Source organism: Nonomuraea sp. NPDC004354 (genome assembly GCF_053602555.1).
Window position 1 is genome coordinate 1 of the sequence record NZ_JBSGDV010000002.1, and the last position, 24,870, is coordinate 24,870.

Here is a 24,870-nt window from a genome sequence, read left to right on the forward strand (position 1 = left end):
TGCACCCGCGCCACCAGCGCCGACGGCAACGCCTCACCCGAACACACCACCCGCCGCAACGACGGCACCGCCAGCTCCGGCTCCTCCACCAGCGCATCCAGCATCGACGGCACGAAGTGCACCATCGACACGTTCTGCTCCCGCATGAGTGCGAGCAGCCCGGCGGTGTCCCGCTGCATCCCCGGTGGTGCCACCACCAGCCCGGCCCCCTCCATCAGGGGCCAGAACAGCTCCCACACCGACACGTCGAAGGTGAACGGCGTCTTGTGCAGCACCCGGTCGCCCGCGCCGAGCGGGAACGCCTCGCCCATCCACACCAGGCGGTTCGCGATGGCCGCGTGGGAGACGAGCACGCCCTTCGGGGTGCCGGTGGAACCGGAGGTGTAGATCAGGTAGGCGGGAGCGCTGGGCGGGATCGGGATGCCCGGCGGCGCCGGGTCACCGGACACTCCTGGTTCGACGGCGGTCAGTCCCGGGAAGCGGTCAGGCTGCTCGGTGATCACCACCCGCGCCCCTGCGTCAGCGGCCATGAACGCCAGGCGCTCGTCCGGGTACTCCGGCTCCAGCGGCAGATACGCGGCTCCCGCCGTCATCACCGCGTGCACGGCCACGACCAGGTCGACGCTCCTCGGCAGGCACACACCCACCACGTCACCCAGCCCGACACCCCGCCCCCGCAACACCGAGGCCAGCCCGTTCACCCGCGCACCGAACTCGGCATACGACAACCAGACACCGTCGCCGCCACAGATCGCCGGAGCGTCCGGCACCTCGGCCACCCGCCGCGCCACCACCTCCGGCAACGCCACGAACTCCCGCGCCCCACCCGTCGCGTTCCACCCCTCCACTGCCGCCACGTCGGCGGCCAGGAGCGGAAGCCGGGAGACGGGAAGGTCGGGGTCGGCGACGGCGGCGGAGAGAAGAGCGACGAAGTGCTCGGCCATCCGCGCGATCGCGTCGGCGTCGAACAGGTCGGCGCGGTACTCGAAGATGCCGCCGAGCTGTCCGGGGAAGCGCTGCAGGTACAGCGACAGGTCGAACTTGGCGGTGGTCGTGCCGGAGGTCACCCACTCGGCCTCCAGGTCGCCGAGGCGCGGTTCGGTCCGTTCGGCGTCCTCGAGGCTGAACAGCGCCTGGACCAGCGGCGTGCTGCCGAGGTCGCGACGCGGCTGCAGGTCCTCGACCAGCGCCTCGAAGGGCACCTCCGAGTTGGCGAAGGCGCCGAGCGTGGTGTTCCTGGCCCGGCCGATCAGCTCACGGAAGGTGGGGTCGCCGGAGCAGTCGGTGCGCAGCACGAGCGTGTTGAGGAAGAAGCCGATCAACGGCTCCAGCTCGGGCCGGGGCCGCTCGGCCGCGGGGGTGCCGACCACGATGTCCCGCTGGCCGGTGTGCCGCGCCAGCAGGACGGTGAAGGCGGCCAGGAGCGTCATGAACAGGGAGGCGTTCTCGGCGGCGCCGAGCAGCCGGAGGCGTTCGGAGACCTCCGGGGAGACCATGAACGGGACGTTGCCGCCCTCGTGGCCCCTGCGGGCCGGGCGGGGCCTGCTGGTCGGCAGCTCCAGGCGTTCGGGCATGCCCGCCAGCCGCTCGCGCCAGTAGGCCAGCTGGGTGTCGCGCAGCTCACCCTCGACCCGGTCATGCTGCCAGGCCGCGTAGTCGGCGTACTGCACGGTCAGTTCCGGCAGCGCCGCGCCCCGGCCCGCGTAGCACTCGCCGAGCTCCCGGGCGAACAGGACCGCCGACCAGGCGTCGTTGGCCACATGGTGAATCGTCACCAGCAACTCGTGGTCGTCGGCCGCGTGCCGTACCAGAGCGGCCCGGAGCGGGGGCTCCGCCGTCAGGTCGAAGCGGCGGGCGGCGAACGCCTCCAACGCGCCCTGCTCCACCGTCTCCAACGGCACGTCCGCCTCGGCCGCCACCGTCACCAGTACGTCGTCGTCACGCTGGACGAACCGCGACCGCAGCACCTCGTGCCGGGCGGCCACCATCGTCAGCGCCCGTTCCAGCGCCGCCACGTCCAGCGGACCGCGCAACCGCAGCCGGACGTGCGTGTTGTACACCGCCAGCTCCGGCTCCAGCTGGTCCAGGAACCACAGCCGCCGCTGGCCGTACGACACGGGCAGCAGCCCGTCGCGCGGGACCGGCACCACCTCGGGAACCGGGGTGGCGGCTTCGAGCCGCGCGGCGGCGATGCGCTCGGCCAGACCGGCCACGGTCGGCGCTTCGAACAGCGCCCGGACCGGGAGGTCGATCCCGAAAGCGCTTCGCAGCCGAGTGACGATCTTGATGGCGAGCAGCGAGTGGCCGCCGAGGGTGAAGAAGCCGTCCTCCCTGCCGAGGGGACCGCTCTCGAGCACCGACTCGAACAGTGCCGCGACCAGCTCCTCCACCGGGCCCTGCGGCGGCGTGCCCGCGGAGTCCTGCCGCGCCTCCCCTGGCTCGGGCAGGGCGGCGCGGTCGAGCTTGCCGTTGGCGTTGGTCGGAAGCTCGTCGAGGAAGGTGAACGACGCCGGGATCATGTGGTCGGGCAGCCGCTCGCGCAGCAGGCCGGCGAGCGCCGCCGGGTCGGCCCGGCCGTCCCCTGACGGCACGACGTAGGCGGCCAGCGTGCCCCGCACGGGCTGCACCACCGCGGTCCTGACCGAGGGGTGGGCGGCCAGGAGCGACTCGATCTCGCCGGGCTCGACGCGCATGCCCCGGATCTTGACCTGGCCGTCCATCCGGCCCAGGTAGTCGACCTCACCCTCCGGCAGCCAGCGGGCCAGGTCGCCGGTGCGGTACATGCGCGCGCCGGCCGGGCCGTACGGGTCGGGCACGAACTGCTGCGCGGTCAGCCCGGGCCGCCGCGCGTAGCCGTGGGCCACGCCGATGCCGGCGATGCACAGCTCGCCGGGCGTGCCGACGGGCACGCGGCGCAGGTCGGCGTCCAGGATCTCGATCCTGATGCCCCTGATGGGCGCGCCGATCGGGGTGCGGGACTCGCCGGGCTCGCACCTGTGCCAGGTCACCTCGATGGCGGCCTCGGTGGGGCCGTAGAGGTTGTGCAGTTCGACGCCCGGGAGCCGCTCGTGCAGGCGGGCCGCCAGCGTGGCCGGGAGGGCCTCGCCCGAGCAGTACACCCTGCGCAGCGCGGGCAGGTCGAGGACCGCTTCGTCCAGGAGCGCGTCCAGCATCGACGGCACGAAGTGCACGGTGGTGACGCGGTGGGCGGCGAGCAGCCGCACCAGCGCGGCCGGGTCGCGGTGCGCGTCGGGGGTGGCGACCACCAGACCGGCTCCGGCGATGAGCGGCCAGAACAGCTCCCAGACCGACACGTCGAAGGTGAAGGTCGTCTTCAGCAGGACCCGGTCCTCGGCGGTGAGCGTGAAGGCGTGATCGGTCCAGGTCAGCCGGTTGCCGATGGCTTCGTGGGAGACGAACACGCCCTTCGGGGTGCCGGTGGAACCGGAGGTGTAGATCAGATAGGCGGGCGCGCTGGGCGGGATCGGGACGCCCAGCGGCGCGCCGTCTCCCGGCACCGCGGGATCGACGGTGGTCGTTCCCGGGAAGCGGTCCGGCTGGTCCGTGACCACCACGCCCGCTCGGGCGTCCTCGGCCATGAATGCCAGCCGCTGGTCGGGGTATCCGGGGTCGAGCGGCAGGTAGGCCGCTCCGGCGGCCACCACCGCGTGCACGGCCACGACCAGGTCGACGCTCCTCGGCAGGCACACGCCCACCACGTCACCCAGCCCGACACCCCGCTCCCGCAGCACCGAGGCCAGCGCGTTCACCCGCGCGCCGAACTCGGCATACGTCAACCAGGCGCCCTCCGCGTCACAGATCGCCGGGGCGTCCGGCGTCCGCGCCACCCGCCGCGCGAGCAGTTCGGCGAGGGAGGCGTACCCCTCCGGCGCGCCCGTGTCGTTCCACCGCTCCACCAGCGCGTCGTCGGCGGCCGGCAGCGAGGGCAGGCCCGACATCCGCTGCTCAGGGCCGGCCGCGACGGCGGTCAGCACCTCGGTGTAGAGCGCCGCGATGCGCTCGGCGGTGGCCTCGTCGAACAGGTCGGTGCGGTATTCCAGGATGCCGCCGACACCGCCGGACTCCCGGCGCAGGTACATGGTGAGGTCGAACTTGGCCGTCGAGGTGCCGACGCCCCGCCACTCCATGGTCAGGCCGCCCGCGCTGACCGCCGGACGGTCCGCGTCCTCCAGGCTGAACAGCACCTGGACCAGAGGCGTCGCGCCCAGGTCGCGCTCGGGCTGCAGCTCCTCGATGAGCGCCTCGAAGGGCACCTCGGAGTTGGCGAAGGCCTCCAGTGTTGTGGCCCTGACCTGCTTGAGCAGATCACGGAAGGTGGGGTCGCCGGAGCAGTCGGTGCGCAGCACCAGCGTGTTGAGGAAGCAGCCGATCAGCGACTCCAGCTCGGGCCGGGGCCGCTCGGCCGCGGGCGTGCCGACCACGATGTCCCGCTGCCCGGTCGCCCGGGAGAGCGCGACCGAGAGCGCCGCGGCCATGGTCATGAACAGGGAGGCGTTCTCCTCCGCGCCCAGGGACCGCAGCCGCTCCACGACCTGGCCGGGGACGGTGATCGGGACGTACGCGCCGACGTAGTCGCGGCGCGCCGGGCGCGGGCGGTCTGCCGGGAGCTCCAGGCGTTCGGGCATGCCGGCGAGCCGCTCGCGCCAGTAGGCCAGCTGGGTGTCGCGCAGCTCGCCCTCGACCCTGTCACGCTGCCAGACCGCGAAGTCGGCGTACTGCACGGCCGGCTCGGGCAGCGCCGCGCCCCGGCCCGCGTAGCACTCGCCCAGCTCCTGGGCGAACAGCACCGCGGACCACGCGTCGGTGACGACGTGATGGATCGTCACCAGCAGCTCGTGGTCGTCCGCGGCGTGACGCGCCAGAGCGGCCCGCAGCGGCGGCTCGGCCGTCAGGTCGAACCGGCGGGCGCCGAAGGCCGCCAGCGCCTCCGGCTCCACCACCTCGAACGGCACGAACGCCTCGGCCGCCACCGACACGAACAGGTCGTCATCGCGTTGCACGAACCGCGACCGCAACACCTCGTGACGAGCGGCCACCATCGTCAGGGCGTGCTCCAGCGCCGCCACGTCCAGGGCGCCGCGCAACCGTAGCCGCACATGGGTGTTGTAGACGGCCAGCTCCGGCTCCAGCTGATCCAGGAACCACAGCCGGCGCTGCGAGTAGGAGGCGGGGAGCAGGCCGTCGCGTGGCACCGGGAGGACCGGCGGGATCTGGTCGGCGCCCCTGCCCTGTGCCGCGGCCACCAGGTCGGCGATCCCGGCGACGGTGGGCGACTCGAACAGCGCCTTGGGGGAGAGCCCGACGCCGAACGCCTTGCGCAGGCGGCCCATCAGCTTGATGGCCAGCAGGGAGTGGCCGCCCAGCGCGAAGAAGCCGTCGTCCCGGCCGACGGGACCGCTCTCGAGCAGCGCCTCGAACAGGGCCGCCACCAGCTCCTCCACCGGGCCGCGCGGGGGCACCCGCTCGGCCTCCACGGTGTCCGGCGGGTCGGGCAGCCTGGATCGGTCGACCTTGCCGTGCGCGGCCAGGGGCAGCGCGGGCAGCTCCACCAGGTGGGCGGGAATCAGGTAGGTGGGCAGGCGCTCGGCCAGGTAGCCGGGCAGCTGCCGGGTGTCGCCGACGACGTAGGCCACCAGCTCGGGCTTGTCCTGCCCGCGCACGACCACCACGCAGTCGGTGACCGCGGGATGGGCCGCCAGCACGGCCTGCACCTCTCCGGGTTCGACCCGGTGCCCGCGGATCTTGACCTGGCCGTCCGCGCGGCCGAGGAACTCGATGGCGCCGTCCGGTAACCGCCGCGCCCGGTCGCCGGTGCGGTAGATGCGGGCGCCGGGCGCGCCGTACGGGTGGGGGACGAAGGCGGCGGCGGTCTGTCCGGGGCGGCCCAGGTAGCCGCGCGCGACGGTGGTTCCGCCGATGCACAGCTCGCCGACGACCCCGTCGGGTACCGGGCGCAGGTCCTCGTCCAGGATGTAGGCCTCGGCGTGGGGCAGCGGGAAGCCGATGGGGGTGACCGCGCCGGCTCCGGCCGGCTCCTGGTCGCCCGCCAGGCCGAGCACGCCGACGGTGGTTTCGGTCGGACCGTAGTGGTTGACGACCGCGGGGCCGCCGGGGCGCGAGCGCAGCTGCCGTACCCAGTCCCATCGTGACGCTTCGCCGCCGAACACCAGCGTACGGCCGGGCAGCAGGTCGGCCTCGTCGGCGTGCAGGGCGGCCAGGTGTGAGGGCGTGATCTTCATCAGGTCGATGCGGTCGCGCCTGAGGTGCTCGGCGACCCAGGCGGCGTCCGTCGCGTGCTCGCGTGGGACCAGGTGCAGGGTGCCGCCGGTGAGGAGCGCGCCGTGGAAGACGGTGACGCTGAAGTCGAAGGTCAGCGGCTGCAGCATCGAGTGGCGCAGCCCGGGCGCCAGGTCGAGCAGACCGCCGACCCCGGCCACGTAGGCGGTGAGCTGCCGGTCGGCGATGCCCACCCCCTTGGGCCGGCCGGTCGAGCCGGAGGTGTAGATCACGTAGGCGAGCGTGTCCGGGTGCCGGGTGATCTCGGGGGCGGTCTCCGGCTGCTCGTCCGCCTCGCCCAGGTCGATGACCGGAAGTCCGGTCTCGGGCGGGCCGAGCTCCGCCCGGGTGATGACGGCCGTCGCCCCCGAGTCCGCCAGCAGCTCGCGCAGCCGCTCCACGGGATGCTCCAGGTCCAGCGACAGGTAGGCGGCGCCCGCCTTGAGCACGGCGAGGACGGCCACGGCGAGCTCGACGTCGGTGTCCAGGAAGAGCGCCACCGGGGTGTCAGGGCGGGCCACCCCGGCCAGGCGGTGGGCCAGCCGGTTGGATCTGCGGTCCAGCTCGGCGTAGGTCAGGGTGCGTCCCGCGGCGTCGGCCACCGCCACCTGGTCCGGGCGGGCGGCCACCTGGGCCGCGAAGGCCCCGGTCACGGTGTCGGACGCGGGGGCGGACCCGGCGCGGAACGGCGAGGTGGCCGTGGTGAGGCGCTCCTCCTCGCCGGGCAGCAGGAACGGCAGGTCGGCCAGGGACGTCTGCGGCTCGGCCAGCGCGGCGTCGAGCAGGCCGCGGTAGCGGGCGGCGAAGTCCCTCGTCCAGGCCTCGTCGAACAGCGCGGTGGCGTACTCGATGCGCCCGTCGATGCGCCCGTCCACCTCGGCGAGGTCGATCAGCAGGTCGACCTTGGCGGTGCCGTTGCGCACCTGCCCGTTGGTGACCAGGGAGGGCAGGAGGTTGAACACGACCTGGTGCAGCGGCGTGCCCACACCTTCCGCACGGTCCGGCCTGAGCTCCTCGACGAGCCGCTCGTAGGGCACCTCGGCGTGGTCGAGGGCGTCGAAGACCGCGGTCCGCACCCGGTCGACCAGCTCGGCGAAGGTCGCCTCACGCGCGCAGTCGGTGCGCAGCAGCAGGGTGTTGACGAAGTTGCCGATCAGCGGCTCCAGCTCGGGCAGCGGCCGCCCGCCCACCGGGGAGCCGACCACCACGTCCGCCCGCCCGGCCAGCCGGGACAGCAGGGCTTTGAGCCCGGCGAGCAGCACCACGAAGGGCGTGGTGCGCCGCTCCTTGGCCATCCGGTGCACGCCCTGCACGGTGAGGGCGGGCAGCTCGAAGCCGATGTCGCCGCCGGTGTGCCGCGGCAGGCCCGGATCGGGCGCTCGGGGTGACAGGCGCAGCGGCTCGGGCAGGTCGGCGAGCTGCTTGCGCCAGTAGCCGAGCTGGTCGGCCAGCTCGCCGCCGTCCCACCTGCCGCGCTGCCAGGCGGCGAAGTCGCCGTACTGGATCGGCAGCTCGGGGAGCTCGCTCTCCCCGTTCCCCGTGACGGCACGGTAGGCGGCCTGGAACTCCCGCTGGAAGATCGCCACGGAGGCGGCGTCGAAGGCGACGTGATGCACGGTGAAGAAGAGGCGGTCGGCCTCATCCGTGCGGATCAGGCGCGCCCGCCACAGCGGAGCCCGGTCGAGCGGAACAGAGCGGGCGGCCTCGGCGTCATACACCTCGGCGAGCCGTGCCTGCCGTTCCTCGGGTGGGAGCCCTCGCAGGTCCGTGACAGGCACGTCGACCGGCACCTCGGGCAGCACGACCTGGGTCGGCACGCCGTCGCGGGCCTCCAGCGCGGTACGCAGCACCTCGTGGCGGGCGACGACCCTGGCCAGGGCGGCTGCCACCGCGGAGGGCACGGCGGCAGCGTCGGTACCGGCAGGCAGGCGGGTACCGAAGGGGATGTTGTAGACGGCGAGCCCAGGTTCCAGCTGGTCCACAAACCAGAGCCGTTCCTGCGCGAAAGAGGCGGGGAGCTCGAAACCGTTCGCCGGGTCCATAGGCGCGCTCACGCTATTCGGCCCGCTCGTACTCCTGCATGGCCTCGCGCAGGCTGCGGGGCCTCATGTCCGTCCACACCTTGTCGATGTACTCGAGGCAGTCTTTACGGTCGCCCGAAAAGCCTTCCTCGCGCCAGCCGGCCGGGAAGGGGCGGTCGGCTGCCCAGATCGAGTATTGCTCTTCGTGGTTGATCACTACCTTGTAGTCGCCACTGGGCATGGATCCGCCTACTCCCTTTCGCGGCGCCAGGGGTTGCCCGACACGCCAAAGAACAATGTGGGACTTTGGGCCGCAAAATCTGGCAAGTTACGGCCCGTAATGGAGCAGCAGCGCACCTTATCCGGCTCTGACAGCCCCTGTAGTCGTTTTCACAGAAGCGTCGCCGATTGAAGTAGATGGGCGCCCGGCGAGTCAAGACATGTCGGAAGAACAGCATCTAACGATCACTGACAGTGTTCATGACAAGAATCGTGCATTGACACCGCCCCGAGGCTCGGTGAAATATTGGCCGGGCCCAAACTCGTCACCACGACTTGGGCGGCAACAGACCATACGTCCGTTTTACGGGGTTCTCCTTCATTCCGCGCTCACCCAGTGCGGAGAGAGGTTCAGTCCAGCATGGCGGTGCACAGCTCCCTCCCCTACCTGCAGACGACCCGAACGGCATGACCACCCGGCCCTCGCTGGCGGTCATCGGCACCGGCGGCCTGGCCAGAGCCGTCTGCTACGCCCTGGCCGTGATCGGGCCGCCGGCCCATGTCACCGTGATCGGGCGCGACCCGGCCCGTACCGCCGATCTATGCCATGTCGGTATGGCCAGAGCCGCACTGTCCGGCACCGGCGTCAGCTTCCGCCCCCAGACCGCGGACCCTTCCAGCGAGGACGCCCTCGCGGAGGCGCTGGCGGCCGCCGCTCCGGCGGGCGTGCTGCTGGCCGCCTCCAGCCAGTCCCCCTGGGAGTCGCTCAGCTCGCCCTCGGCATGGACCGCCCTGCTGCGGCGCGGAGGTTTCGGGCTCACGCTGCCCTTCCAGGCGGAGTCCGCCGTCCGCGCGGGCGAGGCGCTCGCCTCGGCCTGCCCCGGCTCGTGGTTCGTCAACGCCTGCTTCCCCGACGCGGTCAATCCCGTGCTGGCCGCCGGCGGCACCCAGGTGCTGTGCGGCATCGGCAACGCCGGCCTGCTGGCCGCCAGCCTCCAGGCCGCGCTCGGCCTGCCTGACCAGCGAGAGCTGCAGGTGCTCGCACACCACGCGCACCTGTACACCCCGGCCTCCCCCGAGACCGAGGCGCGGGCCTGGCACCAGGGCCGCCCGCTCGCCGACGTCGGCACGCTGCTGGCCGGCCAGCGGGCCACCTCCCGAACCGAGCTCAACCACGTCACCGGCCTGACCGCCGCCCGCGTGCTGGGCTGCCTGCTCACCGGCGGCGACCTGGACACCTCACTGCCGGGCCCGCTCGGACTGCCGGGCGGCTACCCGGTACGGCTCGCGGCCGGCCGGCTGAGCCTGCGCCTGCCGCCCGGAGTGGACCGTGCCGACGCCGTCGCGTTCAACCAGCGCTCCGCCGTACAGGACGGGGTGGTCGTGGACGGGACGCGCGTCACCTTCGGCCCCGCCGCCCAGCAGGAGCTGGCGCGGGTCGCCCCCGATCTCGCCGACGGCTTCCACGTCGCGGACCTGGCGCCCGTGACCAAGGCGTTCGCCCAGCTCCGGGACCGGCTCCGCGACCTGCCCGCAGACTCACCCAGCCCCGCCGACAACCCGTAACGAGGTGCGCCCGACGATGCACGCAGCGAACCTGCTTATCGACTACTACGACCGCCTCCCCGCCTCGATCGCGGCCTGCGTCGACGACCTGGAGCCGGTCAGGTCCGACACCGGCTTCTCCCCCGGCTACCACCTGCCCGCCCTCGACGCGGACGTGGAACGTTTCCTGTCCGTGGCCACCGCCCGCTGGCAGCCGCTCGGCGCGTACGGCGAGCACCGGCTGACCCTGCTCGACCTCACGGGCAACCCCGCCACGGGAACCACCAAGACCTTCGCCTCGCTGCTGATCGTCGCGCGCGCGGTGGAGTACATCAGGCGGTACGGCGAAGCCGTCACGATCTTCTCGCCCACCTCGGCCAACAAGGGCGTCGCGCTGCGCGACGCGGTGCTGCGCGCGATCGAGGCCGGCCTGGTCGAGGCCGACCAGCTGCGCACGGTGATCCTGGCGCCCCGCTCGTGCCTGGCCAAGCTCCGCTCCAGCCGGCTGTCCACCGATCCCGCGCTGCGCGCGCTCAACCCGATGCTGATCTACAGCGGGCCCGAGCCTGAGCAGGTCAAGGCGCTCGGCCGGGCCTTCGCCGACAAGTTCGCCGGTGACCTGCGGGCCAGGGGCGAGAACCTGTGGTACTCGCTGGACCTGGCCAACTACCTGGTGGCCGACACCGCGAGGGCGTACTTCGAACACGCGGCGGCCCCCGTCACAGGGCCCCGGCTGCACGCGCACGCGGTGTCCAGCGCCTTCGGCCTGCTCGGCTACCACCGTGGCCGGGACGTGCTGGAGGACTCCGGGGCCTCGAGCCCTGAGCACCGGCCGGCCAGCCTGCTCGTGCAGCATCTCGGCACCCCCGACATGGTGCTCAACCTGCGCCACGGCGACTTCGAACGCGCCAACCTGCCCGCCTACGAGGCCCTCGACGGGCTCTACCGGCAGTCGTCCGACCCGCGCTTCCCCCAGGTGACCTACGACCCCGACGAGGTGCTCGACCCGACCTTCTACACCCACCGGCCCGCCACGTCCCCCGCGATGAACGCGATCATCGAGCGGGCCGGCGGCGACGGCATCGTGGTCTCGCTGGCCGAGTGCGTGGCCCGCTATCCGCAGGTGCGCGAACTGCTCGCCGGGTCCGGCTGCGAGCTGCCCGCCGACTTCCGGCAGCTCAGGGAATGGTCCCTGGTCATGGCCATGACGGGCGTGCTCAACGCCGTGGACCGCGGCCTGGCCGACGACTGGCGGGACGTGGTCGTGCACGGGTCGGGCCGCTACACCTCGGCCGAGTACGTGCCGCTCGAACTCGAGGCGATGACCGAGGTGGCGAACGTCGAGGACGTCGCCGCGGTGGTCTGCCGCTGATGTCGCTCCCTGAAGACGCGATCGCCGTCGTCGGGATGGCCGGGCGCTTCCCCGGCGCTCCCGACGTGGCCTCGCTCTGGCGCAACCTGCTCGACGGTGTGGACGCCGTGCACGACCACACCGAGGCCGAGCTGCGCGCGCTCGGGGTGGGCGAGCGCCTGCTGACCGACCCGGCGCACGTGCGGGCCGGCGGGCGGCTGCCCGACGTGACGGCGTTCGACGCCGAGTTCTTCGGCATGCCGATGGACGAGGCCGCCGCCATGGACCCCCAGCAGCGGCTCTTCCTGGAGCAGTCCTGGGCCGCCCTGGAGGACGCGGGCTGCGACCCGGCGGCCTTCGACGGGCTGATCGGCGTCTTCGGCGGAGCCTCGGTCAACAGGCATTTCCTCTACCGGCAGTTCACCGGCGACCCGGACGAGCCGCTGGTCCCGGGTTTCGCGCCGGACTACCTGGCCGCCCAGACGGCCTACCGCCTGGGGCTGACCGGCCCCGCGATGGCCGTGCAGACCGCCTGCTCCAGCTCGCTCACCGCGGTGTGCGTGGCCGCCCAGCACCTGCTCGACTACCGCTGCGACCTGGCGCTCGCGGGCGGCGTGAGCGTCACCGAGCCCCGGTTCCTGCACACGCCCGGCGGCCTGGTCTCGCCCGACGGCCGCTGCCGCGCCTTCGACGCCGCCGGCCAGGGCGGCGCCTACAGCAGCGGTGTGGCCGTGCTGGCGCTCAAGCGCCTGGAGGACGCGGTCGAGGCCCAGGACCGGGTCCTCGCCGTGCTCAGGGGCTGGGCGGTGGTCAACGACGGCGCCCGCCGCGCCGGGTTCGCCGCCCCCGGGCTGGAGGGCCAGGCGAGAGTGGTGGCCGAGGCGCTGGCGGACGCCGGCCTGCCGCCCGCCGCGATCGGTTTCGTCGAGGCGCACGGCAGCGGCACCGCGGTCGGGGACGCGATCGAGCTCACCGCCCTGGCCCAGGCCTTCTCCGACGAACCGCTGCCGCCGGCCTCCGTCGCCCTCGGGTCGGTCAAGACCAACCTCGGCAACCTGGACACGGCGGCGGGCGCGGCCGGGCTGATCAAGGCCGTGCTGGCGGTACGGCACGGCGTCATCCCGGCCAACCTCCACTTCGAGCGGCCCCATCCGGACGTCGACTTCGCCTCGCTGCCCTTCTACGTGCCGGTCAAGAACGTGGCGTGGGACGCGGAGACCCGGCGGGCCGGGGTCAGCTCCTTCGGCCTTGGCGGGACCAACGCGCACGTGATCGTCGAGCAGGCCCCGGCCGGCCCGCCGCGCCCGGCCGCCGCCGGCTGGCGCGTCCTGCCCGTCTCGGCCAGGACGCCCGAGGCGCTGCGCCAGGCCCGCACGCGGCTGGCCGACCACCTGGAGGTGGCTCCCGGCACGGACCTGGACGACGTCGCCCACACGCTGACCGCCGGACGGCGGGCCTTCACGTGCCGGGCGGCGATCGTCTGCCGCGACCTGACCCAGGCCGTCGCCGGGCTGCGCGACCTGGCCGAACCTGTCACCCCGCCGCACGACCCGGCAGGGGGACGCGGCGGCCTGCCGTACGACGCTCCCGATGACCTGCTGCGGGCGGCCGCCGCCTGGGTGAACGGCGGCGGGCCCGCCTGGCCGCCGCCGGGCGGCCGCATCGTCTCGCTACCGGCCTATCCGTTCCAACGGGAGGAGGTCCGATCATGAGACCCGACACCAGCTCGCTCGACCGCTGGTTCTCCACCCCGCAGCCCCGGCCCACGGCGCCCAGGCAGCTGTTCTGCCTGCCGTGGGCCGGTGCGGGGGCGGGAGCCTTCCAGGGCTGGGCCGCGGCGGCGGGACCGGAGCTCGAGGTGTTACCCGTGGTCCTCCCCGGACGGGAAGGCCGCTTCTCCGAACCCTTCGACCTCGACATCGCGGAGCTGGCCGACGCCGTCTCGGCCCGGGCCGACCGCCCGTACGCCTTCTACGGGCACTCCATGGGCGGCAGGCTGGGTTTCGAGGTGATCCGCGAGCTGACAAGGCGGGGCGAGCGGCTGCCGCGGCGGCTGTACCTCGGCGCGTGCCGTCCCCCGGACCTCGTGGAACCGCTGGCGGCGCTGTCGGAGGTGTCCGACGAGGAACTGCTCGGCAGGCTCATCGAGCTCGGCGGTCTGCCGGAGGAGCTGCTGGCCGAACCGGAGCTGTGCGAACTCGTGCTGCCGGTGCTGCGGGCGGACTTCACCTGGCTGCACGAGTACGTCTACGAGCCGGGACCACCGATCGGGGTGCCCATCGAGGCCTTCGCCGGAGCCGAGGACAAGTCGGTCTCCGTCTCGGCCATGCGGGGCTGGTCCAGGCACACGAGCGCCGGATTCACCCTCAGCGTCCAGCCGGGCGGCCACTTCTTCCTGCGCGAGCGGCGGGATCACATCTTGGACAGGGTGCGGGGATGAGCGGAACCGGCACGGGCGGACACCGCATGCCGCTCGGCGAGACCGGCTGGTGGGTGTGGCGCGAGGCGCTGCTGCGCAGCACCGGCTTCCCGGCCGACGGCCTGGACCGGCTGGCCGCCCCCGACTGCGGGCGGGCGGCCGACGCGCTGCTCTCGGGCGAGCTCGGGGACGCCGACTTCGACAAGATCCTCGCGGAGGCCTGCCACGACGTCGCGAGGGAACTGAGCGAGATCGCCGCCGATCCGCTCTTCCGCGAGGCGATCACCTGGCAGAACAGGGGCGCCCTGGTCTCGCTGGACGCCCTGGCGCGGGGCGGGGCCGATCAGCGTCGCGACAGCAGGCGGCGCGAACGCGAGCGCATCGCCGTCAAGTACTGGCAGCGTTACAGCGCCAAGAACGAGACCGTGGGCTTCTTCGGGCCGGTGACCTGGGTGCGGTGCACGCAGGACGAGCCCGCGCTGAGCGTGCGGCCCGGCGAGCGGCTGCTGTCGGAGCGGCGCGTCTTCTTCGAGGACTGGGCGCTGCGCGCGTACGCGGCGAAGCTGGCCGAGGATCCGGCGGTGCGCCGCTGGCTGCCGCCCGCCCTGCAACCCCAGCTGACCTTGGACGGCCGCCAGGTACGGCGGCCGGCGCACCCGCCCGTCCCGGTGTCGGCCGCCGAGGCTCTGCTGCTGTCCCGGTGCGACGGCAGGCGCCGGGCGGTGGACGTGGCCGGCGAGGTGGCGGGACAGGCCGGCATCCGCACCGAAGGCGACGCCTACCTGCTGCTGGACCTCCTGGTCGAGCGCGGCCTGCTGACCTGGCAGGGCGACCTGCCGCAGTCCCCGCACGCCGAGGAGCGCCTGCGGCTGCTGCTGTCCTGCATCGAGGACGCGCCCGTGCGCGAGCGGGCCCAGGCGGGGCTGGAGCGGCTCGCGTCGGCCCGGCGGGAGGTCGCGCGCGCCGCCGGCGACCCGGACGCCCTGCTGGCCGCCCTGGACGCGCTCAGCACGGTGTTCACCGAGGTCACCGGCGCCGGCTCGGTCCGCAGGACCGGCCAGACGTATGCCGGCCGCGGTCTCGTCTACGAGGACACCACGCGCGACGTGACCGTGAGCGTGGGCGGGCCGCTGCTCGACGGCATCGCCGAGCCGCTGGCGCTGATGCTCGGGGCCGCCCGGTGGCTGACGGCCGAGCTGGCCGCGGCCTACGGCCAGGCGCTGCGGGACCTGTACGAGGAACTGCGCGCCGACGGCCCGGTGCTGCTGTCCGACCTGTGGTACCTCGCCCAGGGCATGTTGTTCGGCTCCGGGCCCAGACCCGTCGACGCCATAGCCGAGGAGTTCGCCCGCCGCTGGGCGGAGCTGTTCGGCCTGGACAGCGTGGCGCCGGAGACCGCCGAGCTGACCTTCAGCACCCGCGAGCTGGCCGCCTCCGACGCGTTCGCCGCCACCGGCCCCGGCTGGTCCGCCGGCCGGCTGCACAGCCCCGACCTGCAGATCTGCGCCGACAGCGTCGAGGCGGTCAACCGCGGCGACTACCTGGTGGTCATGGGCGAGATGCACGCGGCCTGGGCGACCTTCGACTGCTCCGTCTTCACCCTCGCCCACCCCGACTCCGGCGCCCTGCGCGACGCGCTGGCCGAGGACCTGGGAACGGGCCGGGTCAGGCCGCTCTACCCGGTGGACTGGCCGCGCTACACCGGCCGCGTGTCGTACTCGCTGGACCACCCGACCGACAGCGAGCTGGCCTGGACCGCCGCCCCCGGCGCGGACCCCGACCGGCTCATGCCCGCCACGGGCGTCCTGGTCGGCGAGGTGGACGGGGAACTGGTCGCCACCGCCCCCGACGGCCGGAGCCGGCCGCTGCTGGAGGTCTTCTCGCAACTGCTGTCCATGCACGCGGTGGACGGCTTCAAGCTCGTCGGGGCCGGACCGAACCAGCACACCCCGAGGATCACCATCGACCGGCTGGTGGTGGCCCGCCGGACCTGGCGGACCACCGCCGACGCGACGGGGCTGACCGACGTCGGCGGCGAGCGCGCCCGCTACCTGGCCGTACGCCGCTGGCGACGCGAGCTCGGCCTGCCCGAACGGGTCTTCGTCAAGCTGTCCACGGAGATCAAGCCGCTGTACGTCGACCTCACCAGCCCGGTCTTCGCCGACCTGCTCTGCTCGATGGTGCGCTCGGCGCGCCTCACCGCCGGGCAGGACGTGCGGCTGGTGGTCTCGGAGATGCTGCCCACCCCCGACCAGACGTGGCTGCTCGACGCCGAGGGCCGCCGCTACTTCACCGAACTGCGCATGCACATGGTCGATCCCCTTCCTGGAGGCGCGGGATGACGCTGCCCGATCTGGTGCTGGCCCACGCCGCGCGCCGCCCGTGGGCGCCGGCCGTACGGCAGTGGCAGGACGTGCTCACCTACGGCGAGCTGGCCGAGCAGGCGGGCGGTCTGGCCGCCCGGCTGCCGGACATGGGGCCGGAACGCCTGGTGGGGGTGTGCCTGCGGCGCACGCCCAGCATGGTCGCCGGGGTGCTCGGCGTACTGCTGGCCGGGGGCGCGTACGTGCCCCTCGACCCCGACGGCCCCGCCGCGCGCCGGGAGCAGATCATCCGGAGCGCGGGCCTCGACGTCGTCGTGGTCGACGAGTCCACCGCCGGCCTGTTCGACGGGGTGCGGGTGGTCCCGGTGGAGGGTCCGCCCGCCGCGCCGGGTCACTGCCCCGCGCTGCCCGACAACGCGGCCTACGTGCTGCACACCTCGGGATCCACCGGCACGCCCAAGGGGGTGGTGATCAGCCATCGGAGCGCGCGCGCGTACGCCACCAGGCAGATCGAAGTGATGGGCCTCGACGAGCACGCGCGCGGCTTCGCCTTCGCCTCGCTCGGCTTCGACGTGTCGGTGCACGACCTGTTCGTGCACCTGGGCGCCGGCGCCACCGTCATGCTGCTGGGCGAGGCGGACCGGCGCGACCCCGTACGGCTGCAGCGCTTCTGCGAGGAGCATCGCATCACGACCGGCTGCGTGCCGGTCTCCCTGCTGCCCGTGCTGGAGCCGGCACGTCTGCCCGAGTGGCGGACCCTGGTCACCGGGGCCGAGGCGCCGGGGCCGGAGCAGGTGGAACGCTGGTCAGGCGCGCGCTTCCTCAACAACTACGGGCCCACCGAGACGACGGTGGCGGTCACCCTCTTCGAGGCCGAGGGGAGCTGGGACCGGCCGCTGCCGATCGGCGTTCCCAAGGGCGGGCACCGCGCGCACGTCGTGGACGAGGAGCTGCGGGAGGTCCCGGCGGGCGTGCCCGGCGAGCTGCTGATCGGCGGGGTGGGCCTGGCCCGGGGGTACCTGGGCCGGCCAGGGCTGACCGCCGAGCGTTTCCTGCCCGACCCGTTCGCCGGCGGCGGTGAGCGGCTCTACCGGACCGGCGACCTGGTGGTGCGCCAGCCCGACGGGAACCTGCTGTTCCTGGGCAGGACCGACCGCCAGGTCAAGATCCGCGGGCAGCGCGTGGAGATCGGCGAGGTGGAGACCGTGCTGCGCGGCCACCCGCAGGTCGGGCATGCCGTGGTGGAGGCCGTCGAGGGGCCGGGCGGGCTCCGGCTGGTGGCCTTCTGCACCGCTGACGGCGCGAGTCCCGGCCTGCTGCGGGAGCACTGCGCGGAGCGGCTGCCCGAGGTGATGGTGCCGGCCGAGGTGCTCGTCCTGCCGAGCCTGCCGATGTCGTCGTCGGGCAAGGTCGACATCCAGGCCTTGCTGGCGCTGGTGCCCGACGCGCCGCCCGCGGGCGGGGGCACACCGCCGGAATCGCCGACCGAGCGCGCGGTGGCCGAGGTCTGGTCGCGGGTGCTCGGCCGGACCCCCGGGCTGGAGGACGACTTCTTCGCCTCCGGTGGGCATTCCATCAGCGCCATGCGCCTGGTCAGCGGCCTGCGCGAGGCGCTGGGGCGGGAGCTGGCGGTGGAGGACGTCTTCGCCGCGCGCACCCTCGGCGCGCTTGCGGCACGGGTGGACGGCGCGCCGCCCGCGGCCGAACGGCTGCCCTCCGGCAGCTCACCCGCGCTGACCGCGTCGCAGCGGCGCCTGTGGTTCCTCGAGCGGCTCTCCCCCGGCAACGTCGCCTACAACATCGCGGTCGCCGAGCGCCTGCGCGGAACGCTCGACGTGGCGGCGCTGGAGCGGGCGCTGTCCGCCGTGGCCGCGCGGCACGAGGTGCTGCGCTGGCGGGTGCCCGACGCCGGCGGCGTGCCCCGCGTGGAGGTGTCCGCGCCCGAACCCGTGCACCTGGAGGTCGAGGCCCTGGACGGCGACTTCCAGGGCCAGGCGCAGCGGCTCCGCGCCTGGCTGGACGAGGCCGCCGCCCATCGCTTCGACCTGGCCCGCGGCCCGCTGTGGCAGGCCAGACTGGCCAGGCTCGGCCCGGACGACCACGTGCTGTCGGTGACCTTCCAGCACGCGGTCTTCGACGGCTGGTCGCAGCGGCCCTTCTTCGACGATCTGGCCCGTGCCTACGTCGGCGAGGTCCTGGCCGAACCCCCGACCACCTTCTCCGACTACGCCGCGTGGCGCGCGGAGCGGAACAGCAGGCGGGCCGAGCAGGACCTGGCCTGGTGGACCCGGTCGCTGTCCGACGCTCCCACGACGCTCGACCTGCCCAGGGACAACCCGCGGCCCGACGTGCAGAGCCATGCAGGGGCCCTGGCCACGGCAGCGCTGACGCCGGAGACCACCGCCGGCATCCGCGCGCTGGCGGTACGCCTGGGCACCACCACCCCGAGCGTGCTGCTGGCCGCCTTCGCCGAACTGGTCCGGCGCATCACCGGCCGCGACGACATCGTGGTCGGCACCCCGGCGGCGGACCGCAGGCACGAGGCGTTCCAGGACCTGATCGGGTTCTTCGTCGACATCGTGCCGATCCGGTTGCGTTCGGCCGGGTCGGCCACCTTCGCCGAGCGGGTGCGTGGCTGCTCGGACGCGGTCATCGACGCGTTGGCCAGGCCCGGCGCCGCCATCGAGGACATCGTCGGCGCCCTGGCGGTACGGCGTGAGCCGAGCCGGGCCCCGCTGGTGCAGGTGCTCTTCAACGTCTACAACTTCCCCGAGCCGCGGCTGGAGCTGAAGGGGCTGAGCTCCACCGGCATCGTGCCCGCGCCCGCCGGCTCCCCGTTCGACCTGACGGTCTACGTCGTGGAGCGGGACGGGCGCTACGCGGTGGACATCGTCTACAACACCGACCTCTACGCCGCCGAACGCATCGAGCTGCTGCTGCGGGCGTTCGCCGACCTGCTCGACCAGGCCGTGGCCGACCCCGGCGCCCCCGCGGCCGGCTTCGAGCTGAGGGGCGTCGACGTGCTCGCGCGGGGGGTGGCCGACGACCCGGCCGACGCCGTACGAGCCGAGCCCGTGGCGGCCGGGGCGCGCGCGGAGCCCGTCACCGACACCGAGCGGCTGCTGGCCGGGATCTGGCGGGACGTGCTCGGCCGGGCCGAGGTGACCGCGACCGACAACTTCTTCGACGTCGGCGGCACCTCCATGGCCGTCGTCGTGGTGCGGGACCGGCTGGCCGCCCTGACCGGGCGACAGGTGACGGTCGTCGACCTGTTCCGCTACCCGACCGTACGCGCGCTGGCCGCCCACCTCGACGGCGAGGCCGCGAATCCGGAACTGAGCCGCGCCGACCGGCGTGCCGACACACGCCGCCAGCTGCGGGACAAGCGCAGGAGGAGACAGTGACAGAGTTGTCGAACGACTCGGGCGCCGAGCCCATCGCCATCATCGGCATGAGCGCCCGCGTGCCGGGCGCCAACGACCTCGACCAGTTCTGGCGCAACCTGGTCGACGGGGTGGAATCGGTGACCTTCTTCACCGACGAGGAGCAGCTCGCCAGAGGGGCGACCCCGGAGCAGCTGGCCAGCACCTCCTTCGTCAGGGCCGCGCCCATCATGATCGACATGGAGGGCTTCGACCACCGCCTGTTCGGCATGAGCGCCCGCGAGGCGGAGCTGGCCGACCCGCAGCAGCGGGTCTTCCTGGAGCAGGCGCACGCCGCGCTGCAGGACGCCGGCTACGACCCGACCACCTACGACGGCGCCATCGGCGTCTACGGCGGCTCGGGGCCCAGCCAGTACCAGTGGCTCAACCTGCAGACCAACCCCGACCTGGACAGCAACGCGCTCAAGCTCGGCATGTCGATCGGCAACAACATCGACTACGTCGCCACCACGGTCTCCTACCGGCTGAACCTGCGCGGGCCGGCCATGACCGTGACCACCGCCTGCTCGTCCTCGCTGGTCGCCCTGCACCTGGCGTGCGAGTCGCTGCGCGGCGGGGAATGCGACATGGCGCTGGCCGGCGGGGTCTGCGTGGAGCTGCCGCACGGCGTCGGATACCCGGCCATGGACGGCTTCACCTCCTCCGACGGGCACGTCAAGCCGTTCGACGCCCGCGCCGACGGCACCATCTGGGGCAGCGGCGTCGGCGTGATCGTGCTCAAGCGCCTGGAGGACGCGCTGGCCGACGGCGACCACATCCGCGCCCTGGTCCTGGGGAACGCCGTCAACAACGACGGCAGCAACAAGATCGGCTTCTCCGCGCCGAGCCACGCGGGCCAGACCGAGGTGATCGTGGAGGCCCTCGGCGTGGCCGGGGTGGATCCGCGCACCATCAGCTACGTGGAGGCGCACGGCACCGGCACCGCCCTCGGCGACCCCATCGAGGTGGCCGCCCTGAGCGAGGTCTACCGGCGCGACACCGACGATCGCGGCTGGTGCGGCATCGGCTCGGTGAAGTCCAACATCGGCCACCTCAGCCAGGCCTCCGGCGTGGTCGGCGTGATCAAGACGGTGCTCGCGATGGAGCACGGGCTGATCCCGCCCAGCATCAACTTCGAGCGGCCCAACCCGGCCATCGACTTCGACTCCAGCCCCTTCTACGTGGTCTCCGCCCCGTCGAAGTGGGAGGGCGACGAGGCCGACCCGCGCCGCGCGGCGGTGAGCTCCTTCGGCATCGGCGGCACCAACGCCCACGTGATCCTCCAGCAGGCTCCGCCGGCCGCCGCCGCCACGCGCGCCGACGGCCCGCACCTGCTGCGGCTCTCGGCCCGGACGGAGAGCGCGCTGGAGGCCATGCGCGCCCAGCTCGCCGACCACCTCAACGCGCACCCCGAGCTCTCGCTCGCCGACGTCGCCCACACGCTGCGGGTGGGCCGGCCGGAACAGCGGCATCGTGTCGCCGTGGTCGCCGACGACGTGGCGGGCGCGGTGAGCGCGCTGACCGACCGCAAGCGTCACCCGGCCGGGTCGGCCGTCGGGGCCCCGCCCAAGGTGGCCTTCCTGTTCTCCGGGCAGGGCGCGCAGTACGCGGGCATGGGAGCCGCGCTCTACGCGGCCGAGCCGTCCTTCGCCGCCGCCGTGGACGAGTGCGCGGAGCTGCTGCGCGCCGAGCTCGGCGAGGACATCAGGCAGCTGATGTTCGCCGAGGGCGGCGACGACAAGCTGCGCGAGACCCGCTTCACCCAGCCCGCGCTGTTCACCGTGGAGTACGCGCTGGCCAGGCTCTGGCAGGAGCGCGGCGTCCGGCCCTCGGGCATGATCGGGCACTCCGTCGGGGAGTACGTCGCCGCCACGCTCGCCGGGGTGTTCACCCTGCCCGACGCGCTGCGCCTGGTGACCGCCCGCGGGCGGCTGATGCAGTCGATGCCCTCGGGTTCGATGCTCGCGGTGATGAAGGACGAGCAGGAGATCGCCGAGCTGCTCGTCGACGGGGTGAGCATCGCCACCGTGAACGGCCCGGGCACCTGCGTGGTCGCCGGGACGGACGAGGCGATCACCGCGTTCGCCGAACTGCTCGACGGCAAGGGCGTCAAGGCCACCCGGCTGCGCACCTCGCACGCCTTCCACTCCCCGATGATGGACCCCATCCTGGCCGACTTCGAGGCCCTCGTGGCGTCCGTGCCGCGCCAGGAGCCCCGCCTGCCGTTCCTGTCGAACGTGACCGGCGGCTGGATCACCGCCGAGCAGGCCGTCGACCCCGCCTACTGGGCCGGGCACATCCGCCGCCCGGTGCGCTTCGGCGACTGCGTCGCCCGGCTGGTGGCCGAGAAGGACTGGGTGATGCTGGAGTGCGGGCCGGGCAAGCAGCTGACCGGGCTCGCCCGCATGCAGCTGCGCGGCGCCAAGGACGCGCTCCCGCCGCTCGCCAGCCTGCCCGGCCCCGCCGAGGGCACCGGCGACCTGCACGTCCTGTACGGCTCCGCCGCCCGGCTGTGGTCGGCGGGAGTGCCGGTCACCATGGCGGACGGCCAGGAGGCCGGCCGCAGGGTGCCGTTGCCCGGCTACCCCTACGAGCGGGAGTACCGGTTCGTCCCGCCGGGCGAGGGCAGGGCCACGCCCGCCGCCCAGCCGTCCGGCCCGCGGGCGCTGGAGGACTGGTTCGAGGTCCCGGCGTGGCAGCAGCTCGCGCCTTCCACGCCCGGCGAGCCGATCACCCGCTGCCTGGCCTTCGTGAGCGGCAGGCGCGGCGAGGAACTGGTGGCGGCGATCCTGGCCGAGGGCGGCGAGGTGGTGACGGTCCGCCCCGGCACGGAGTACGCGGGCGGCGGCGAGTTCACCGTGCGTCCCGGCGAGCGCGCCGACTACGACGCCCTCGTCGCGGCGCTCGGCGACTCCCTGCCCTCGCGCATCGTGCACGCCTGGGCCCTGGACAGCGACCCCGCGCAGGCGCAGGAGCACGGCTTCTTCAGCCTGCTCTCCCTCGTCCAGGCGCTGGCCGCCGAGCAGCGGGCCGACGGGGTCCACCTCGACGTGCTCACCACGGGCACCGAGGACCCGCTGGGCGGCGCCGACGTGACCCGGCCTGAGTACGCGCTCGTCGCGGGCATCGCCCGGGTCGTCCCGCTGGAGGTCGACGGCCTGCGGGTGCGCCACCTCGACCTCGAGCCCGACGAGCTCGGACGCGGCGGCACCCCCGCCGGGAGCGCCCTGGCCGAGCTGCGCAGGGAACCGGCGGGCGACGTGCTGGCCCTGCGGGGCGGGCGCCGGTGGGTCCGCGAGTTCCAGCCGGTCCGGCTGGCCGGCGGCGCGGGCCACTCGGGGCTGCGCGAGGAGGGCGTCTACCTGATCACCGGCGGGCTGGGCGGCATCGGCCTCACGCTCGCCGAGCACCTCGGCACCCGGCTGCGGGCCCGAGTTGTGCTGCTCGGCCGCGGCGGCACGGTGACGCCGAGGGCCGCCCTCGCGATCACACGGATCGAGCAGGCGGGCGGCAAGGTGACCGTCCTGGCCGCGGACGTCACCGACCCCGCCCGGTTGCGCGAGGTCAGGGACGAGGTGGTGGCCACCTACGGCGGGCTGCACGGCATCGTGCACGCCGCGGGCCTGCCGGGCGGCGGCATGGCCGAGATCAAGGAGCGGGCCGTGGCGCAGGCCGTGCTCGACCCCAAGCTGGCCGGCACCATCGCGCTGCTCGACGTCTTCGGCGACCTGGGGCTGGACTTCGTCGCCCTGTGCTCCTCGGTCACCAGCGTCAGCGGCGGGTTCGGGCAGGTCGACTACTGCGCGGCGAACGCGTACCTGGACGCCCGCGCCCGCGCCGCCCACGGCACCCGCGTCCTGAGCCTCAACTGGGGCGCGTGGCTCGAGGTGGGCATGGCCGCCAACGCCACCGGGCTCACCGGCGGCGCCACCGGCCTCACCGCCGCCGTCGCAGGGGGCACGCCCGTCGACCATCCGGTCGTGCGCAGCCGTACCGACGGCAGGGCGTCGGGGCCGCTGGCCGCCGACAGCCACTGGGTGCTGGACGAGCACCGCATCGGCGGCGTGCCCGTGCTGCCGGCGACCGGACAGCTGGAATGCGCGCGGGCCGCCTTCGCGGCCGTCGTGCCGGCGCCGGGCGAAGGCCACGCGGTGGAACTGCGCGACGTGGTCTTCCTCGAGCCGCTCGCCGTACCCGACGACACCACCACCGAGCTCGTCGTCGCCTTCCCCGACGCCCCCGACGGCACGGCCTTCGAGGTGCGCGCGGGCGGGCGGCTGCACACCCAGGGCGCGGCGGCATGGGTACGGCCCGCGCCCGCCGCGGCCGTGGACGTGGCGGAGGTGAAGGCCAGGATGGAGCCGGTGGCCGAGCAGGACGGCGAGTACGCCGGAGTGCTGACCTTCGGTCCCCGCTGGCGCTCGCCCGAGCTCATCTGGCGGGCCGAGGAGGAGGAGCTCGCCTTCGTCGAGGGCACCGAGCAGGTCGCGGAGGAGGTCGGCCGCTGGGGCCTGCATCCCGCGCTCCTCGACGTGGCCACGTCCTTCGGCCGGGGCAACGGCGGCGGCGCCTACCTGCCGCTGAGCTACGGGCGGCTGCTGGTCAGGTCGCCGCTGCCGGACCGCTTCTACAGCCACCTGAAGCGCAGGGGCGACGGCGGCGCCGAGGTCGTCACCGCCGACCTGACCCTGATGGACGAGTCGGGCACGGTGCTCGTGGAGATCGAGGAGTTCGTGCTGCGGCGCATCGACGCCTCGGCGGTGACGGGCTCGCTGAGCGCCGGGGACCCGCAGCCCGGCGCCGGCATCCGCCCCGCCGACGGCGCCGAGGCGTTCTTCCGCGTGCTGGCCGCGGCCGAGCTCGGTTCGCAGGTCGTCATCAGCGCGACCTCGCTCGCCGAGATCACCCGGCGGGAGCGGCTGACCCGCGAGAGCCTCGAAGCCCAGGCCCCGGCGGCCAGGACCGAGGACTTCGTCGCGCCGGAGGGCGAGGTGGAGGCGGCGCTGGCCCGCGTGTGGAGCGAGATCCTGGGCGTGCCCGAGGTGGGCGCCGACGACGACTTCTTCGAGCTCGGCGGCAACTCGCTCATCGCCGTCCAGCTGATCGCGCAGGCTCGGGCCGCGGTCGGCGTCAAGCTGCCGATGCGCACGCTCTTCGAGGCCCCGTCCGTGCGCCAGATGGCCGCCAGGGTCGAGCAGGTCCGCGCGGAGCAGCAGGCCGCCGAGGCCCCCGCGTCCACCACGATCCCGCGCGTGGCGCGAGGAAGGTAGCC

General features: G+C 73.9%; 9 protein-coding genes. 7 read left to right on the forward strand and 2 right to left on the reverse strand.

What is annotated here, in order from left to right; genetic code table 11:
* Positions 1 to 8,339: amino acid adenylation domain-containing protein (locus ACWENQ_RS05730; protein ID WP_452412996.1), on the reverse strand; the 8,339-nt coding region annotated here is incomplete at its 3' end.
* A gap of 13 nt (positions 8,340 to 8,352) precedes the next feature.
* Positions 8,353 to 8,559, reverse strand: a complete 207-nt coding sequence (locus ACWENQ_RS05735) for an MbtH family protein (RefSeq protein ID WP_354923334.1) — start codon at positions 8,557 to 8,559, stop codon at positions 8,353 to 8,355.
* A 446-nt stretch (positions 8,560 to 9,005) separates the two neighbouring features.
* On the opposite strand from ACWENQ_RS05735, the gene ACWENQ_RS05740 reads away from it, so the two are divergent.
* From ACWENQ_RS05740 to ACWENQ_RS05770, 7 genes are read left to right on the forward strand one after another with little or no spacing between them, the layout of a single operon-like run.
* Positions 9,006 to 10,103: a hypothetical protein gene (locus ACWENQ_RS05740; RefSeq protein ID WP_452412997.1), complete on the forward strand. Its 1,098-nt coding sequence runs from the start codon at positions 9,006 to 9,008 to the stop codon at positions 10,101 to 10,103.
* A 16-nt stretch (positions 10,104 to 10,119) separates the two neighbouring features.
* Positions 10,120 to 11,454: a DUF6002 family protein gene (locus ACWENQ_RS05745; protein WP_452412998.1), complete on the forward strand. Its 1,335-nt coding sequence runs from the start codon at positions 10,120 to 10,122 to the stop codon at positions 11,452 to 11,454.
* Positions 11,454 to 13,145, forward strand: a complete 1,692-nt coding sequence (locus ACWENQ_RS05750; RefSeq protein WP_452412999.1) for a beta-ketoacyl synthase N-terminal-like domain-containing protein — start codon at positions 11,454 to 11,456, stop codon at positions 13,143 to 13,145. The genes ACWENQ_RS05745 and ACWENQ_RS05750 overlap by 1 nt, the downstream gene beginning before the upstream one ends.
* Positions 13,142 to 13,873 (forward strand): thioesterase II family protein, encoded by a 732-nt coding sequence (locus tag ACWENQ_RS05755; protein ID WP_449915487.1) that lies wholly within the window; start codon positions 13,142 to 13,144, stop codon positions 13,871 to 13,873. The genes ACWENQ_RS05750 and ACWENQ_RS05755 overlap by 4 nt, the downstream gene beginning before the upstream one ends.
* Entirely contained in the window at positions 13,870 to 16,194 is a 2,325-nt protein-coding gene (locus ACWENQ_RS05760; RefSeq protein WP_452413000.1) for a lantibiotic dehydratase, read from the forward strand. Before ACWENQ_RS05755 ends, ACWENQ_RS05760 begins: the two co-directional genes overlap by 4 nt.
* Positions 16,191 to 19,580 carry an amino acid adenylation domain-containing protein gene (locus ACWENQ_RS05765; RefSeq protein WP_452413001.1) on the forward strand — a complete coding sequence of 1,130 codons (3,390 nt, stop codon included), beginning with the start codon at positions 16,191 to 16,193 and terminating at the stop codon, positions 19,578 to 19,580. Before ACWENQ_RS05760 ends, ACWENQ_RS05765 begins: the two co-directional genes overlap by 4 nt.
* Complete coding sequence (locus ACWENQ_RS05770) at positions 19,577 to 24,868, forward strand: SDR family NAD(P)-dependent oxidoreductase (RefSeq protein ID WP_452413002.1); 5,292 nt, start codon at positions 19,577 to 19,579, stop codon at positions 24,866 to 24,868. The genes ACWENQ_RS05765 and ACWENQ_RS05770 overlap by 4 nt, the downstream gene beginning before the upstream one ends.
* The last annotated feature ends 2 nt before the right edge of the window (positions 24,869 to 24,870 follow it).

What these genes read in the sequence shown, in the direction of transcription:
- ACWENQ_RS05735 (WP_354923334.1), bottom strand. Translation starts at nt 8,559, where the DNA reads ATGCCCAGTGGCGACTACAAGGTAGTGATCAACCACGAAGAGCAATAC.
- ACWENQ_RS05740 (WP_452412997.1), top strand. Translation starts at nt 9,006, where the DNA reads ATGACCACCCGGCCCTCGCTGGCGGTCATCGGCACCGGCGGCCTGGCC.
- ACWENQ_RS05745 (WP_452412998.1), top strand. Translation starts at nt 10,120, where the DNA reads ATGCACGCAGCGAACCTGCTTATCGACTACTACGACCGCCTCCCCGCC.
- ACWENQ_RS05750 (WP_452412999.1), top strand. Translation starts at nt 11,454, where the DNA reads ATGTCGCTCCCTGAAGACGCGATCGCCGTCGTCGGGATGGCCGGGCGC.
- ACWENQ_RS05755 (WP_449915487.1), top strand. Translation starts at nt 13,142, where the DNA reads ATGAGACCCGACACCAGCTCGCTCGACCGCTGGTTCTCCACCCCGCAG.
- ACWENQ_RS05760 (WP_452413000.1), top strand. Translation starts at nt 13,870, where the DNA reads ATGAGCGGAACCGGCACGGGCGGACACCGCATGCCGCTCGGCGAGACC.
- ACWENQ_RS05765 (WP_452413001.1), top strand. Translation starts at nt 16,191, where the DNA reads ATGACGCTGCCCGATCTGGTGCTGGCCCACGCCGCGCGCCGCCCGTGG.